The sequence below is a fragment of the Alkalibacter saccharofermentans DSM 14828 genome (assembly GCF_900128885.1).
GTDB lineage: Bacteria > Bacillota > Clostridia > Eubacteriales > Alkalibacteraceae > Alkalibacter > Alkalibacter saccharofermentans.
In genome coordinates, this window is record NZ_FQTU01000003.1 from 89,131 (window position 1) to 105,314 (window position 16,184).

15 protein-coding genes are annotated in these 16,184 nt (G+C 40.6%); 12 read left to right on the plus strand and 3 right to left on the minus strand.

The window, feature by feature from the left end:
• From glpK to BUB93_RS03410, 4 genes are all read left to right on the plus strand, one after another.
• On the plus strand, positions 1 to 1,500 hold the full coding sequence (glpK, locus tag BUB93_RS03395) for a glycerol kinase GlpK (RefSeq protein ID WP_073269675.1): 1,500 nt from the start codon (positions 1 to 3) through the stop codon (positions 1,498 to 1,500).
• Between the two features lie 110 nt (positions 1,501 to 1,610).
• Positions 1,611 to 2,438, plus strand: coding sequence for a DUF7973 family transport facilitator (locus tag BUB93_RS03400; RefSeq protein ID WP_073269676.1), 828 nt, complete (start codon positions 1,611 to 1,613; stop codon positions 2,436 to 2,438).
• A 103-nt stretch (positions 2,439 to 2,541) separates the two neighbouring features.
• Positions 2,542 to 4,239 (plus strand): 2-oxoacid:acceptor oxidoreductase subunit alpha, encoded by a 1,698-nt coding sequence (locus BUB93_RS03405; protein WP_073269677.1) that lies wholly within the window; start codon positions 2,542 to 2,544, stop codon positions 4,237 to 4,239.
• Positions 4,236 to 5,087 (plus strand): thiamine pyrophosphate-dependent enzyme, encoded by an 852-nt coding sequence (locus BUB93_RS03410; protein ID WP_143159049.1) that lies wholly within the window; start codon positions 4,236 to 4,238, stop codon positions 5,085 to 5,087. The genes BUB93_RS03405 and BUB93_RS03410 overlap by 4 nt, the downstream gene beginning before the upstream one ends.
• Before the next feature lie 38 nt (positions 5,088 to 5,125).
• Here BUB93_RS03410 and BUB93_RS03415 read toward each other — a convergent pair whose 3' ends face one another.
• Positions 5,126 to 6,709 carry an ABC-F family ATP-binding cassette domain-containing protein gene (locus BUB93_RS03415; RefSeq protein ID WP_073269678.1) on the minus strand — a complete coding sequence of 528 codons (1,584 nt, stop codon included), beginning with the start codon at positions 6,707 to 6,709 and terminating at the stop codon, positions 5,126 to 5,128.
• Positions 6,710 to 7,063: 354 nt separating this feature from the next.
• Between BUB93_RS03415 and BUB93_RS03420 the strand changes: the two genes are divergently transcribed.
• On the plus strand, positions 7,064 to 8,338 hold the full coding sequence (locus BUB93_RS03420) for an ArsB/NhaD family transporter (protein ID WP_073269679.1): 1,275 nt from the start codon (positions 7,064 to 7,066) through the stop codon (positions 8,336 to 8,338).
• Positions 8,339 to 8,374: 36 nt separating this feature from the next.
• The gene (locus BUB93_RS03425) at positions 8,375 to 8,833 is read left to right on the plus strand and encodes a hypothetical protein (RefSeq protein WP_073269680.1); all 459 of its coding nucleotides are present in this window, start codon (positions 8,375 to 8,377) and stop codon (positions 8,831 to 8,833) included.
• Between the two features lie 22 nt (positions 8,834 to 8,855).
• On the opposite strand, the gene BUB93_RS03430 is transcribed toward BUB93_RS03425, so the two are convergent.
• Complete coding sequence (locus BUB93_RS03430) at positions 8,856 to 9,590, minus strand: glycerophosphodiester phosphodiesterase (RefSeq protein ID WP_159432054.1); 735 nt, start codon at positions 9,588 to 9,590, stop codon at positions 8,856 to 8,858.
• Positions 9,591 to 9,727: 137 nt separating this feature from the next.
• Here BUB93_RS03430 and BUB93_RS03435 point away from each other — a divergent pair, with 137 nt between their 5' ends.
• Genes BUB93_RS03435 through BUB93_RS03445 form a run of 3 tightly spaced genes read left to right on the plus strand, consistent with a single transcriptional unit; the run spans position 9,728 to position 12,145 of the window.
• Positions 9,728 to 9,946, plus strand: coding sequence for a FeoA family protein (locus BUB93_RS03435; protein ID WP_073269681.1), 219 nt, complete (start codon positions 9,728 to 9,730; stop codon positions 9,944 to 9,946).
• Between the two features lie 18 nt (positions 9,947 to 9,964).
• Positions 9,965 to 11,974 (plus strand): ferrous iron transport protein B, encoded by a 2,010-nt coding sequence (gene feoB, locus BUB93_RS03440; RefSeq protein WP_073269682.1) that lies wholly within the window; start codon positions 9,965 to 9,967, stop codon positions 11,972 to 11,974.
• 12 nt (positions 11,975 to 11,986) lie between these two features.
• Entirely contained in the window at positions 11,987 to 12,145 is a 159-nt protein-coding gene (locus tag BUB93_RS03445; RefSeq protein WP_084116910.1) for a FeoB-associated Cys-rich membrane protein, read from the plus strand.
• Between the two features lie 33 nt (positions 12,146 to 12,178).
• On the opposite strand, the gene BUB93_RS03450 is transcribed toward BUB93_RS03445, so the two are convergent.
• A complete protein-coding gene (locus BUB93_RS03450; RefSeq protein ID WP_073269683.1) occupies positions 12,179 to 12,430 on the minus strand; it encodes a hypothetical protein in 252 nt (83 codons plus the stop codon).
• A gap of 126 nt (positions 12,431 to 12,556) precedes the next feature.
• Between BUB93_RS03450 and uvrC the strand changes: the two genes are divergently transcribed.
• Genes uvrC through hprK form a run of 3 tightly spaced genes read left to right on the plus strand, consistent with a single transcriptional unit; the run spans position 12,557 to position 16,175 of the window.
• Complete coding sequence (gene uvrC / locus BUB93_RS03455) at positions 12,557 to 14,437, plus strand: excinuclease ABC subunit UvrC (protein ID WP_073269684.1); 1,881 nt, start codon at positions 12,557 to 12,559, stop codon at positions 14,435 to 14,437.
• Positions 14,434 to 15,240, plus strand: a complete 807-nt coding sequence (locus BUB93_RS03460) for a Cof-type HAD-IIB family hydrolase (protein ID WP_073269685.1) — start codon at positions 14,434 to 14,436, stop codon at positions 15,238 to 15,240. The genes uvrC and BUB93_RS03460 overlap by 4 nt, the downstream gene beginning before the upstream one ends.
• The gene (gene hprK / locus BUB93_RS03465) at positions 15,237 to 16,175 is read left to right on the plus strand and encodes an HPr(Ser) kinase/phosphatase (protein ID WP_073269686.1); all 939 of its coding nucleotides are present in this window, start codon (positions 15,237 to 15,239) and stop codon (positions 16,173 to 16,175) included. The genes BUB93_RS03460 and hprK overlap by 4 nt, the downstream gene beginning before the upstream one ends.
• The last annotated feature ends 9 nt before the right edge of the window (positions 16,176 to 16,184 follow it).

Below are 16,184 nucleotides of genomic sequence, written 5' to 3' on the forward strand. Positions count from 1 at the left end.
ATGAAGGATTATATTTTATCACTTGATCAGGGGACTACAAGTTCAAGGGCAATACTTTTTAACAAAGAGGGGGCAATAGTGGGCACGGCGCAAAGTGAGTTTACCCAGTTTTATCCAAAGGCTGGATGGGTGGAGCACGATGCCATGGAAATTTGGGGTAGTCAAAGCGGAGTGGCAAGACAAGTTCTTGATAAGACGGGCATAAGTCCTGCTGAAGTAGCAGCTATTGGAATCACCAATCAGCGTGAAACCACTATAGTATGGGATCGCACGACAGGTAAGCCAGTATACAACGCCATAGTATGGCAATGCAGAAGAACAGCAGATATATGTGATGAATTAAAGGAAAAAGGCTGGGAAGCTAAAATTAGAGAGAAAACCGGTCTTGTTATAGACGCATACTTTTCGGGGACCAAGGTGAAGTGGATACTTGACAATGTGGAGGGAGCCAGAGAAAGAGCTGAAAATGGAGAATTGTTATTTGGAACAGTGGACAGCTGGCTGATATGGAACCTGACAAAAGGAAAGGTCCATGTAACGGATTACTCTAACGCCTCAAGGACAATGCTATATAATATAAAGACACTAGAGTGGGATGAAGAAATACTTGGGGAATTGGACATACCAAAATCCATGTTGCCACAGGTCAGGCCATCAAGCGAAGTATATGGATATACAGATCCCAACACTTTCGGAGGTGCTCAAATACCAATTGCAGGCGACGCAGGCGATCAACAGGCGGCATTATTCGGACAAGCCTGTTTTGAACCGGGGATGGCTAAAAACACTTATGGCACGGGATGCTTCATGCTGATGAACACGGGTGACAAGCCTGTGGAGTCGTTAAATGGACTTCTTACGACAATTGCTTGGGGGATAGACGGAAAGATCACCTACGCACTAGAGGGGAGCATATTTATAGCAGGAGCCGCGATTCAGTGGTTAAGAGACGAGCTTAGAATAGTGTATGACTCGGCGCAATCAGAATACTATGCAAATTTAGTTGAAGACACCAACGGTGTCTATGTGGTGCCTGCCTTTACCGGACTTGGAGCCCCATACTGGGACATGTATGCAAGGGGCTCGATTATGGGACTTACCAGAGGTGTCAAAAGAGAACATCTAGTAAGAGCGACATTGGAATCGATAGCATATCAAAGCAAGGATGTGCTAATGGCTATGGAAGAAGATTCTAATATAAAGTTAAAAGCGTTAAAGGTAGATGGAGGAGCTTCCGCCAATAACTTCTTGATGTCATTTCAAGCTGATATGCTCTGTGTTCCTGTAAAAAGACCTAAGATATTGGAAACGACCGCACTTGGCGCTGCCTACCTCGCAGGACTTGCCGTAGGTTTTTGGAAAGACCAAAATGAAATTATGAAGAAATGGAAGCTTGATCGTGATTTTACAAACTGCATGGAGGATGAAAAGAGAGAAAAGCTTTACCGTGGTTGGATAAAGGCTGTAAAAAGAGCAATGGAATGGGAAAAGGAAGATTGAACCAAGCTGATAACTGAATAATAAATTAAAGAAATTCATGACACGAGATGAGAGAGTCGCGAAAAGCGGTTCTCTTTTTTTGTTTATAAAAATAACAGGAGGTAAACGAGATGGAGTTCATTATATTAATTGCTAGTGCTTTTGGTGGTGGATTGTTCGGGGCTTTGATAGGGGCATTGCCTGCATTCATAATGGTAGGAATAATTGGGCTGGCTGGAATGACAGCTGGAGCTGGTGCGGCAGATTTAGTTGGTAACGTTGCGTTTGGATCTTTTTTTGGTCCCCACATAGCATTTGCCGGGGGTGTAGCTGCTACCGCATACGCCCACAATAAAAACAAAATAGAGTCTGGGGGCAATATTCTCTTGCCAATGGCAAAACTAAATGATCCTATGACATTGATAGTCGGCGGTATGTTTGGCAGTCTTGGTTTTGTAATAAATCATATTTATGGCTCTATCTTGGCGATGCCTACAGACACCATAGCAATGACCGTATTTACATCAGGAATGATTGCGCGTATTTTATTTGGAAAGACAGGCTTGTTTGGGGAAAAATGTGCAGATGGAAGCAGGGCGTTTGTTCCTACAAAAGAATCCGGCATTTTTTTGATAACCATGGGATTAGGCGCAGGTCTCATATCTGCATATTATGCTGTAACTACTGGGTTGGTGGTTCTAGGGTTCTTAGTCAGCGCAACCACACTTATTTTTACTCAAATGGGACATCCGGTCCCGGGGACTCATCACATAACATTGATATCTGCCAGCGCAGCGTTGGCAAGCGGGTCTATACTGATTGGAGCTACATTTGGAGTATTGTCAGCATTATTGGGCGACTTTATTGGTAATGCCTTTAATAGCTTTTGTGATTCGCACATAGACCCTCCAGCAGGTGCGATTTTCCTGCTTTCCTTTGTTATAATCATTTTTCTCTAAATTACTTTTAGAATCAAAGCTGAATTATGTGATTAATTCATTTAAGATATGGATATAATTACTAACGTAGTGGAAATAAACTAGTCACATAAGGAGGCGTCACATGAAACAGTCCATAACGTTGGTTTTTTCAGGGGAAGCGGGCCAAGGGCTTCAAACCATTGAAGACTTTTTGGTAAACGCGGTTTCATCATCCCACCATGTATTTTCATGTAGTGATGTGATGAGCAGAGTTAGAGGTGGAAACAATACAGTTGAAATTAGAGTGTCGGACGCTCCTGTTGGCGCGTATAAAGACGAGATCGACATCATATTTTTGCTTAATGACCACTCTTTTGCGAGGCTTTCAAAGCGTACTGGCAAGCATACAGTGGTAGTGGGTGAAAAGGATTACAGCAATAAAGACGGACTGGAAGGAGCAGACCTGACATATAGAGCTTACCCTTTTGAAGAGATGGCTAAAGAAGCTGGTGGCAAGCTGTTTTTAAATACGGTTTTATTCGGATTTGCCGCAGGAATGATGGATCTTAAAAAAGAAGAATGCCTGAAATTAATAAGTGACAAGTTTGAAGATAAAGGGGAAAAAGTAATCAAGCAAAACCATAGTGCGTTTAATATTGGGTTTGAAAATGGAATTGATTTTGTCATCGAGGAAAAAATTGCACCTGCAGGGGATCTTAAGAAAAGCTATAAGGTGCTTAACGGCACCCAGGCTGTAGGAATAGGCTGTCTTGGTGGAGGGTGTAATTTTGTCAGTGCTTACCCGATGTCACCGTCAACAGCGCTGCTTGAGTATCTAGCTAACAAAGGTGTGGAATTTGACGTTTTCGTCGAGCAGGCTGAGGATGAAATAGCGGCGCTGAATATGGTAATTGGGGCATGGTATGCAGGAGCCAGAGCGATAGCGACGACATCAGGGGGAGGGTTTTCTCTTATGGAAGAGGCAATGAGCCTCTCTGGCATAACTGAGACCCCTTGCGTTGTTCATATAGCCCAAAGACCGGGGCCAGCAACGGGACTTCCTACAAGAACAGAACAGGCAGATTTATTTCAAGCTGTGCATGCAGGTCACGGAGAATACCCTAAAGTGGTATTGGCTCCGGGAACCCTCGAGGACGGAGTTGTGATTGGGCAGAGGGCATTTTATCTGGCTGATAAGTATCAGGTTCCTGCAATTATACTCACCGATCAGTTTTATCTCGAATCCTTCGGTCAGATGAAAAGGTTTGAACTGGATGGAAAATACCTAGATTCTTTTGTGGAGGAAACAGAAGAGGATTACAAGCGATATGACCTTTCGAAAGGTCCGTTGTCTCCTCGTGGAATTCCTGCCCAGGGAAAAGGGATGGTAAAGGTGGATAGCGATGAGCATGACGAATCCGGGTATATTACCGAGGATTTTAGCGTTAGAGTGGCAATGCACGAAAAGAGGCTTTCAAAAAAAGAGCTTATACTCGAAGATTACATTGAACCGGCATTCATAGGACCAGACGAATATAATACCTTGATTGTAGGATGGGGATCCACATTCGGCGTTATAAAGGAATATGTCGAAAGTGGGGCACATGAGGATATGGCGTTTTTATCAATAAAGCAGCTGTATCCTCTAGATCCTTCGATTAAAGAGTATTTTGACAGAGCTGATAAAGTAATTGCGATCGAAAACAATGCTTCGGGACAGCTTGCCAACCTCCTTAAATTGGAGCTTGACATAAATGCAGATCACAAAATACTAAAATACAACGGTCAGCCATTTTCCATTGAAGAAATTGAAAGCCGTGTTGAGGAGGTGCTCAAATGAAAAACTTTGAAATGGATGGTAATCTGGACATAGCCTGGTGTCCCGGATGTGGAAACTTTCCCATTAGGGAGTGCTTGATAGGAGCTCTGCAGGAACTGAAGATAGATCCAACAAAAGTGGTGATGACCTCAGGCATAGGACAAGCTGCAAAAATGCCTCAGTATGTAAACGTGAATTATTTCAATGGGCTCCATGGAAGGGGGCTTCCGGTGGCCGTTGCAGTAAAAGCGGCAAATCCTAGGCTGACTGTAATTGCCGAAGGTGGCGACGGCGACATGTATGGCGAAGGCGGAAATCACTTTCTCCACAACGTGAGGAGAAATCCGGACATAACCCATATCGTACACAATAATATGGTTTACGGTCTGACGAAAGGTCAGGCATCGCCTACAAGCAAGAAGGAATTTACTACCCCTATTCAAGTGTCGGGAGTCGTAAACGAACCATTTAATCCCTTGGCGACGGCGATAGTTTTAGGGGCGACGTTCGTAGCCAGAGTCTTCTCAGCCGACAAGGAAATGGTGAAGGATACGATCAAGGCTGCTATTAACCATAAAGGCTATGCCTTGGTGGATATTTTCCATCCCTGCGTCAGCTTCAATAAGGTCAATAATTATTCTTGGTATAAAAACAATACTTACTACCTGGATGAAGGTTACGACAAGTCCAAGGTGGAAAATGCGCTGATGACCGCCTTGAAAACTGAAAAACATGCCTTGGGGGTAATTTATCAGAGCGAAGGCAAGCCCTCCTTTGAAGAACTGTCGAATGTGTATGCAAAGGATAAGACTCCTGTGATTGAGAGGAAAAGAGATATAAATAAGGTTAACGATCTTATTAAAGAATAAAAAGACAAGGGATCCGCCAAATGAAGGATCCCTTGTTTTTACATGCTGTCTATAAACTCATCAAAACTTGTTCTTCTATCTACCATGCCTTCAGGCGTAATTTGAATCACTCTGTTGGCTACAGTTTGCAACAGTTCGTGGTCGTGGGAAGCTATTAGGATATTGTTTTTATAATCCTTCAGCCCGTTGTTCAAAGCTGTAATGGACTCAAGGTCCAAGTGGTTAGTCGGTTGATCAAGCATCAGGAGATTTGCGTTTTGAAGCATCATTCTCGATAACATGCACCTGACCTTTTCCCCACCGGAAAGAACGCTTACTTTTTTCAATGCATCTTCACCGGAAAACAACATCTTGCCCAAAAAACCCCGAATATATGTTTCTGATTTTTCTTCTGAGAATTGTCTCAGCCAGTCGATAAGACTTAAGTTTACGTCGTCAAAATATGAAGCGTTATCTTTGGGAAAATAAGCCTTTGTGATGGTTACGCCCCATTTAAATGATCCTTCGTCAGGCTCCATTTCTCCTGCCAGTATCTTAAATAAGGATGTGAGAGCTATGTCGTTTTCGCTCATAAAGGCTATTTTATCGTCTCTTGTTACGGTGAAGGTTACATCGTTAAGAACTTTTTCTCCGTCTATGGTCTTGCTGATTCCTTCTACAAACAATATATCGTTCCCTGGCTCTCTCTCAGGTTTGAAAGATATGAAAGGATACTTTCTTGTTGAAGGTTGGATATCATCCAAAGTGATTTTTTCAAGAATTTTCTTTCTTGAAGTCGCCTGCTTCGACTTTGAAGCGTTGGCGCTGAATCTTGCGATAAAGTCCTGGAGCTGTTTGACCTTATCTTCCTTTTTCTTGTTTTGATCCCGCATCATCTGAAGTGCCAGCTGGCTGGATTCGTACCAGAAATCGTAGTTTCCAGTAAAAAGCTTTATCTTGCCAAAATCCACATCAGCCATATGGGTGCACACTTTATTGAGGAAGTGGCGATCATGGGATACGACGATAACCGTTCCGTCAAAGTTTATTAAAAACTCCTCAAGCCAGTTTATGGCTTTAAGATCCAAGTGATTTGTAGGCTCATCCAGTATCAGAACTCCCGGCTTGCCAAAGAGAGCTTGTGCAAGGAGAACCTTGATTTTTTCATTTCCACCGAGTTCTTTCAATGTTTTGTCGTGAAGATCTGTGCCGATGCCAAGTCCTTGAAGCAAAAACGCGGCATCAGACTCAGCCTCCCAACCATCAAGATCAGCAAACTCTCCTTCAAGCTCAGCTGCCCTTATCCCGTCATCTTCATCGAAGTCAGGCTTTAAATAAAGGGCATCCTTCTCGCTCATTATCTGGTGGAGTCTAGGGTTTCCTGTGATTACCGCCTCTATGACTTTCATGTCATCGTATTGATAGTGGTCCTGCTTTAGTACTGACAGTCTCGTGTTGGCCGCTATGCTCACATCACCGGTGTTAGGTTCAATCTCTCCGGATAAAATCCTTAAAAAAGTACTTTTGCCGGCACCGTTTGCCCCTATTACGCCATAGCAATTTCCTGGATTGAATTTTAAGTTTACATCTTCAAATAGTTTTTGTTCTCCAAATCGGAGACTAATATTGGTTACTGTTATCATTTGTTACCTTCCTTTGTTCAATGTCATCAAAATATTATACCATAGGCCTATAAAAATTTCATCTAGATCTGTAGTTGCAAAAAAATAAATTCACCTTTCAGTAAATACAGGAAATCTGCTCTTATCCCTTTTGGAAATTACGGATATAGCAAACCCTAATATTCAATCTCATCAACAACAGACAGATTTCATAGCCATAGATTTTACGAAAATTATTTCCTCGAATATACAAGACAATTAGATTAAGTTTTTTTGCTTGGAGCTGCCTATGGTGGGTAGCTTTTTTGTTTCAAGAGGACTATAATCATTCAATGGGAATCTTATATATTTAATTAAGAAGGGAAATGATCTTATATGAGTTTTAACGTTTTATCTGCTGTGTTGATCTTTTTATTTGTTCTCGGTCTGGTAATCACCGAGAAGATCAATCGAACCGTAGCTGTAATGGTCGGAGCAAGCGTTATGATTCTCATGCGAATACTATCGCCTGAGGATGCAGTAGCCTACATTGATTTCAATACCATCGGAGTATTGATAGGGATGATGATAGTAGTCGCAATCGTAAAAACTACAGGCGTATTTGAATTTTTAGCAATATACTCTGCCAAAAAGGTAAAAGGAGATCCCTGGAAGATAATATTAGTATTTTCAGTCATCACAGCTGTTACCTCTGCTTTATTGGACAATGTTACCACGGTAATGTTGATAGCGCCTATGACTCTGATCATTACAAATACCCTGGGGCTTGACCCGATACCTTTTTTAATACCGGAGATAATCGCCTCCAATATCGGTGGAACGTCTACCCTCATAGGCGACCCCCCAAATATAATGATAGGTAGCGCAGCAAATCTCGGCTTTTCGGATTTTGTAGTTAATCTTCTTCCTGTCACATCAGTGATTTTCATAATCACCTTTGCAATAATCAAGTATATCTATAAGGATAAACTGGTATTTGATAAAGACAAGCTGGACCTTATAATGAAGTTCGATGAAAAAAAATCCATAGCAGATCATCCACTTTTAAAAAAAAGCATAACAGTTCTGATTTTCATTATGGTAGGTTTTTTTCTGCATAAATTCTTGGATTATCCTTCGTCTATAATAGCCATGTCAGGTGCTGTATTGCTGCTTCTTATAAGCGGAGCAGATGTTGAAGAGATATTCAAAAGCGTGGAATGGCCCACTATATTCTTTTTCGCCGGATTGTTCATTTTAGTCGGCGGCCTTGAAAAAGTTGGAGTAATACATTTTATGGCAGAAGGGATACTCGACTTCACAGAAGGACATTTTATACTGACTGCTATCGTAATATTGTGGGGTTCGGCAATAATGTCATCATTTTTGGACAACATACCCTTTGTAGCAACTTTAATACCTCTGATAATTGCAATCGGTGAAAACAGTCCTGCTGATATTACGCCCCTTTGGTGGGCCATCTCTCTAGGGGCATGCCTAGGAGGCAATGGAACCTTAATTGGAGCATCAGCAAACGTAGTTGTGGCAGGTATTGCAGAAAGACAAGGACATAAACTTGGTTTTACAAGGTACATGAAGGTGGGATTTCCCCTTATGATACTGTCGATTGCAATATCAACAGTATATCTGCTTGTTTTTTATTTACTTTAACCAAAAAATATTTAGTTTAACGGGAGGTAAAATAAAATGGATTATAATTTAATCGATCAAGATACCGCAGTTATGCTTTTGCGTCAAATGGGTGCCAAAGTCCATACAAATCATGGACTTATATGCAAGGTTGAGTTTTCAAAAGAAGACATAGATGTAGAATACATTTACACTGTCAGCAGAAAGAATGAATTCATGCTTCAAAGAATAAAGCCCTATCCATTGGGAGCGGGCATGTTCACAACAATAAACGACCTTGTCGAGTACATAAAATACGACATAGACAGACTCTCCAATGCCTCGAACAGCAAGATGTTCGGCATGTTTGTTTCGGAAAATAAAAAGCTGAATAGAATAGTATACTATCTTGAATCCTTGTTTCTACATTACAATGTGCCCAGGGATGACATGCGGGAATTGGATGAGATGATAGAAGAGCTCGAAAAGAAGATTGTGGGACTAACCCACAATTGCCCTGAAATTAAAATCAAATAAACAAGGGGTTTAGTTTATGAATTCATAAACTAAACCCCTTTAATGCTTCCATGACCTTGTCAGGAAAATTGGTGATAATTGAATTGACGTTTAAATCTGCAAGTTTTTTTGCATCCCTCCGCCGGTTTACCGTGTAGACATTAAGTGGCATATGATGCTTTAAACTCTCCTCGATTAAATCTTTATCCACAGTTTTATAATGTGGATGATATGCATCGGCACCCACAAATTCCCGTGAGTACCTGCAAGGATCTATCATGGAGGATCCGCTCAATACTCCCGTTTTGATTTTAGGGTCAAGAGATTTAAGTCTCTTGATGCCGTGATGGTCGAAGGAAGATATGAGAAACTTACCTTTGACTGAAATGCGGGAAATTTCTTCTAAAAGATTTTCTTCTATATACGGATACAACCTGCTACCGGCTTTGATTTCTATGTTTATTAGAATATCCTCAGTTTTAAGAAATTCCAAAACTTTTATGAGTTCAGGAATCTGTTGATGCTTATATGCATCAGAAAACCAACTGCCGGCATCGAGGTTTTTAATATCGCTGTAATCAAAATCCTTGATGCGCCCCTTTTCGCCGGTTGTTCTCTTTAAAGTAAAATCGTGGATGACCACAAGCCGGTTATCCTTTGTCATGTGCACATCTAGCTCGATGCCGTCGCTATTTAATTCAAGAGCTTTCTCAAAAGAAGCAAATGTGTTTTCCGGTGCATAACCGCTAGCACCACGATGGGCTATTACCAAAGTCAATAAAATCACCTCATAAACAGTATATCACAGCTGATTTTTTATATTGTTAAAGTATAAGCAAAAAAAAGAAAAAATAATTGATATAAGTTATCAATTAGTATATAATATCGATAGAATCAATCGAAAGGAAGATGATTATGACGATTATCGACTTGAAACCAGGACAATCGGGAGAGATATTAGAACTGGAACTGGATAGAAAAATGAAAAATAAATTGATGGAAATGGGGATGACTCCGGGTACTTCTGTCAAGTTTGTCAGGACTGCTCCTTTGGGAGATCCCATAAATATTAAAGTAAGAGGATTCAATCTTGGAATCAGAAGAGCAGTGGCACAAAACATAATCTTAAAATAGCAAAAAGAGGTGATGCGCATGGGTACGACCTATGCTTTGACAGGAAACCCAAACTCGGGTAAAACGACAATTTTCAATGAGCTTACCGGATCAGCTCAGTATGTAGGAAACTGGAGTGGAGTTACAGTTGAAAAAAAGGAAGGAAACATTAGGAATACAGGCGTTCACATAGTGGACCTTCCCGGAATATATTCAATGTCATCGTCTTCCATTGACGAGATAATTGCCATGAATTACATCGTTCAAGACAAGCCTGATGGAATACTCAATGTAGTCAGCGCTTCAAATCTCGAAAGAAATCTATATCTAACCCTCCAAATTCTAGAGATGAATGTCCCTGTAGTCATCATATTAAATATGATGGATGAAGTGAAAAGGAGAAATATGGATGTCGATATTAAAAAACTTGGCGACATATTGGGCACTAAAATCATTTCTACAGGATCCAATGACAGAAGCGAGTTAAAAAAAATAAAACATATTGTTGATGAAGACAATAAAAGTATATTTGAAAGATTCTCTTATTTTTCTAAAGATATAATCGAAGCTGTCGACGATATTTCAAAAGCTGTATCAAAGTCGGATTTAGAATCCGGAATTGACGCCAAATGGTTGGCTCTAAAGATTTTGGAAAAGGATCAGGAAGTATTAAGTGCTTTAAAAGACATCGATGAGGGTCTTTTAAAAAAAGGTGAAGAATTAAAAGAAGAACTTGAAGCAAAATACAATGAAGACATTAAGCATTTGCTTGCCAAACAAAGGTACGCTTTTTTAAGTTTAACTGCAAAAAAAGTTATAAAGGATACGGAAGGCAACCTGGAAAAGGAGACCCTGACTGAAAAGCTGGATAAGTATCTGACTCACAGGATACTGTCCATACCGATTTTTTTAGGAATCATGTGGCTGATTTATTATATAACCATTACAGGCCTGGGAGATATGACCATTGGATTTATGGAATGGCTGATTGGAGACTTCATAACTGGAGCAGCGGAATCGGGATTGGCTTGGATCGGAGCTTCAGAGATGGTAGAAAGCCTGGTTGTTGACGGGATCATCGGAGGAGTGGGAGCCGTTCTTGTATTTGTGCCTCAAATCATGATATTGTTTTTCTTTATATCAATTCTCGAAGACAGCGGATATATGGCTAGGATAGCATTTATGATGGATAGAGTTTTTAAGAAGTTCGGGTTATCCGGAAAATCTATTATTCCGATGCTGGTAGGCTCGGGTTGTTCAGTGCCTGGGATAATGGCTACCAGAACACTTGAAAACGAGAGAGACAGAAAACTGACGATAATTTTGACGCCTTTTATATCCTGTGGAGCTAAAATGCCGGTTTATCTTTTGTTTGCCAGTGCCTTTTTTGCTTCAAGCGCTCACTGGGTGGTGTTTTCCCTTTATGTCTTGGGCATAGGGATCGCCATGGCCTCAGGGATGCTTTTGTCAAAACTTAGATACAAAGGTGAGGAATCAGGGTTTTTGTTGGAGCTTCCGCCCTATAGGATACCCGCTCTAAAAAGCGTGGCAATTCACATGTGGGATAAGGGAAAGGACTTTTTGATACGAGCGGGAACGGTGATATTTGCAGCTTCTGTTATACTGTGGTTCGCCCAATCCTTTGATTTTTCATTTTCCCATGTGGCAGATCCATCTCAAAGCATCCTGGCTATATTCGGAAAAGCGATTGCCCCGGTTTTTATCCCTCTAGGATTTGGAGACTGGATAACCTCGGTTGCATTCATAACCGGCTTTGCAGCTAAGGAAATTGTGATAAGTACGCTAAGCGTGCTTCATGGAGTGGGTGAAGGAGCTCTCGTTACATCATTGAGGGGCCTGTACACTCCCCTAAGCGCTTATTCATTCATGGTTTTTATACTGCTGGCATCACCGTGCTTTGCAGCTATAAGTGTTATGAAAAAGGAGCTTAATTCGTGGAAGGAAACCGGTTTTGCCGTCTTGTACCAAACTGGTACGGCTTATTTGATGGCAATGGCTGTATACCAGATAGGCAGCTTGTTTTTTTAAGGAGATTTTAATATGGGTGATTTGATGATACTAATACCCGTTTTGGTTCTTACCGGGTATATATTAGTAAGAGGCTTTAAGAATGTTAAAAAAGGAGAGTGCAGCTGTTCACAAGGGTGTTCAACCTGCGGCGAGATGGATAGCTGCAACGACATAAAGGATAAAACATAAAAGGGATGCCGCATTGTGATATGCGGCTCCCTTTTATGTTGTTAGAGGATTGAAATTTATCTGTACATTCTTGGTTTTATAAATCTTGTCCAAAAGCTCTTTGCCAAGGTCAATGGCTTCCTCCTGGGAAATTTCTACGCGTATATCTCTTGATTCCAGAAGATCGAATATGGAGTCGCGCACATATTTCTTTAGAGTATATCCTCCGAAAATCTTTTTTTGTATATGCACCTCGTAGTTTTCGTCATAAACGATTATGGATTCGTTGCCAAATTTTAGTTTCATGCTTAACACCTCGCGATCTTAACTTTTTAATATTAATTTTATGTGATATTATAATATATACCATCATATGCTTAAAAAAAACTTATTATATGAAAATATTAATAATTATTTTGGAGATAGATTCCCATGATCAACGAAAAACTAAAAGACTTGCCGGACAAGCCGGGAGTCTACTTGATGAAGAACTCAGAAAATCAAATAATATATGTAGGCAAGGCAAAAAATCTTAAGAACAGGGTGAAGCAGTATTTTCAGAAAAACAGCTCCCATGGCCTTAAAGTGTTGTCGATGGTCAGGAACATAGAAGATTTTGAGATTATAGTAACGGATAATGAGATTGAGGCATTGATCCTTGAGTACAATCTGATAAAAAAGCATCGCCCAAGATACAATATACTCTTGAAAGATGACAAATCATATCCGTACATCAAGGTCACTCTTAACGAACAATATCCCAGGGTTATGATGACTAGAAATGTCAAGAAGGATGGAGGACGGTATTTTGGACCATACACCAGTGCTTCTGCTGTTAAACAGACAGTGGAAGCCATCCATCAAACTTATAAGCTCAAGGTATGCAATAAAAAATTTGACAACGGCAACAACAACCAAAGGCCATGCCTAAATTACTACATCCACAGGTGTCCAGGGGTATGTACCGGAACAGTAGATAGGGATGAGTACATGAGAAGCGTTGGTGAAATCATAGAAATACTTAAGGGAAAAGACAAAATAATCGTAGACAAGCTGAGCAGAGACATGGCAGAAGCATCAGTTAAACTGGACTTTGAAACAGCTGCAAAGCTTAGAGATCAAATCCAGGGAATAAAAGCAATAGGTGAAAAGCAGAAAATAATTTTAGACATATATTCCGACCAGGATGTGGTAAACTACACTGCGGAAGGTAAAGATATATGCATACAAGTGTTTAATATTAGAGATGGGAAAATGCTTGGTAGAGAAACTCATATGATAGAGCTGGACGCATCTGGAGAAGACGTCCTGAACCAATTTGTAAAACAGTTTTACCACAGTCGTTCCATGATTCCAAAAGAGATAATTATACCACAGGATATAGAAGACAGAGAGACCATCGAAACCTGGCTCAGAGAGAAAAAGGGATCAAAGGTCAGTATAACTGTTCCATTCAAGGGAGACAAAAAGAAACTCTTGTCCATGGTGGAAGAGAATGCCAAGATCGCGCTGTTTGAGCACCTCAACAAGAAATTCAATAAAAATCAAGCTGAAAGCTTTTGCGGAAAATGGCTTGTAGAAAACCTAGGTTTGTCAGAATATCCCCAGAGGATAGAATCTTATGATATTTCCAACATAAGCGGAAAAGATGCCGTTGGTGGAATGGTGGTATTTCAAGGGTTCAAGTCGGACAAAAAGGCGTATAGAAGATTTAGGATAAAGTCTGTCGAAGGTCAGGATGACTTTGCAAGCACTCAAGAAATAATCTTCAGAAGGATCGAAAGAGGCCTGAGGGAAATGGGAAAAAAAGAAGACAAGTCAAGTTTTCTGCCCTTTCCCCAAGTCATACTCCTCGACGGAGGACTTGGGCATTTGAATGCGGCGAAGAAGATAGTCGACATGTATGATTTAGATATAACCCTTTGCGGCATGGTGAAAAACGACAAGCACAAGCTTGAAAAGCTTGTAATAGAAAGGGGAGTGGTAGAGATACCGCCAGCAACTCCCATATACTATTTTTTAAATGAAATCTCCGAAGAGGTACACAGGTTCGCCGTTGAATATCATAGAAAACTTAGAAGCGACGGGCTTAAAGTTTCAGAACTGTCCAAAATACAGGGGATAGGTCATAAGCGTCAACGGCTTCTATTAGAACACTTCAGAAGCCTGGAAAAAATAAAAAGAGCAGATTTGAACGAGCTTAAGAAAGTTAAAGGAATCGACAGCAGAACAGCTGAGTCGATATATCAGTATTTTAAAAAGGATTCAAATAATGCGGATAGTGACAAAAATAAAGAGGAGGAAGCACATTGACCTATAAGCTCATTGCAGTTGATATAGATGGAACATTACTTAATTCTAAGGGAGAGCTGACACAAACAACTAAGGACAAAATCCTAAAAGCGGTGGATAAGGGAATCGTATTTACCATTTCCACAGGAAGGCCCATACAGGGAGTAATGCCTCTGGTTGAAAAAATAGGATTGGACATTCCGTTGATAACATACAACGGTTCCATGGTACTGAAAGCCAATACTATGGAAGTCTTGTATTCACGAACTCTAGAAAATTCAGATTCTCGCCAGATTTATACCATAGGCGAGGACTGGGACATAACAATGATGATATGGTCAGACAATAGGCTTTATTCAAATAAGGACAACGATAAATCCAACTACTATAGCGAAATAACCAAAACTCCGCTGATACTGGTAAATTCCCTGGACGAAGTTTCAAAGGGAGTGACTAAGTTTTTGTGGTATGAAGATGAAGATAAAATAAAAAAATTCATGCCGGAGTTGATGGAAAGGCTAAAAAGCGAGACGGTTTCAGTACATACTTCGAGACCTTACTTTCTTGAATTTGTTGACAGGATGGCGTCCAAAGCTATCGCAATTGAAAAGCTATCTGAGGTTTACGACATAAAAAGAGAAGAGGTCATCGCCATAGGAGACTCCTACAATGACATATCAATGCTGGAATATGCCGGAATGGGCGTAGCCATGGAAAATGCTCCTGAAGACATAAAAAAAATTGCTGATTACATAACCAAAAGCTGCGATGAAAACGGAGTAGCTTATGCGATAGATAAATTTATATTTGGAGGATCCATATGAAAGATATATCATTGAAAGAATTTTGCAAGGATCTTGATCTGGAGGTGCTCTGTGACGGAGGGAATGAAAATATCCACTTGACGAGCAGCAGCATAAACAGGCCTGGGCTCCAATTGTACGGCTTTTACAAGCATTTTGATTCAGACAGGGTTCAAATCATTGGAAAGGTTGAAAACAGCTACTTAAAGCATCTGTCATATGAAGAGAGAAGAGAAAAGGTGGAGAAGCTTTTTACCTATACGTTTCCCTGTCTTATAATATGCTGGGACTTGGAAGTGGATGATTTCTACATGGAAATGGCCCAAAAATACAACAAGGTAGTACTAAGGTCGAGAAGAGAGACTTCAAAGATCATTAATAAGGTCATCAACTACCTGGATGCGTATTTAGCTCCCATGATATCAATACACGGAGTTTTGGTAGAGGTTTTCGGAGTGGGCATGCTAATAACCGGATCCAGCGGAGTAGGCAAGAGCGAAACTGCCCTTGAGCTTATTAAGAGGGGCCACAGGCTTATAACCGACGACGTGGTAGAGATAAAAAAAATCGGGGATGGGCTTAATGGAACTTCTCCAGATATTCTTCGCCAATATATGGAAATTAGAGGAATAGGAATAATAGACATAAGGACATTGTACGGAATCGGGGCGGTCAAAGATGCGATGCAGATAGACATGAATGCCCATCTTGAAAAGTGGGACCCTGAAAAGTATTATGACCGCCTTGGAGTAGACGAAGAGTATCTGAATATATTGGGAATTGACGTGCCTAAAGTCGTCATACCTGTTACAACGGGGCGAAATCTGGCAATAATATTGGAAACTGCTGCAAGAAACAACAGGTTAAAATATATGGGAATCAACTCAGCCAAGGAATTTTGTGATAGAATTATGATAAACAACGAAAAAAAAGAAAATAAAGGCAACGATGAATAGGAGGCTGAT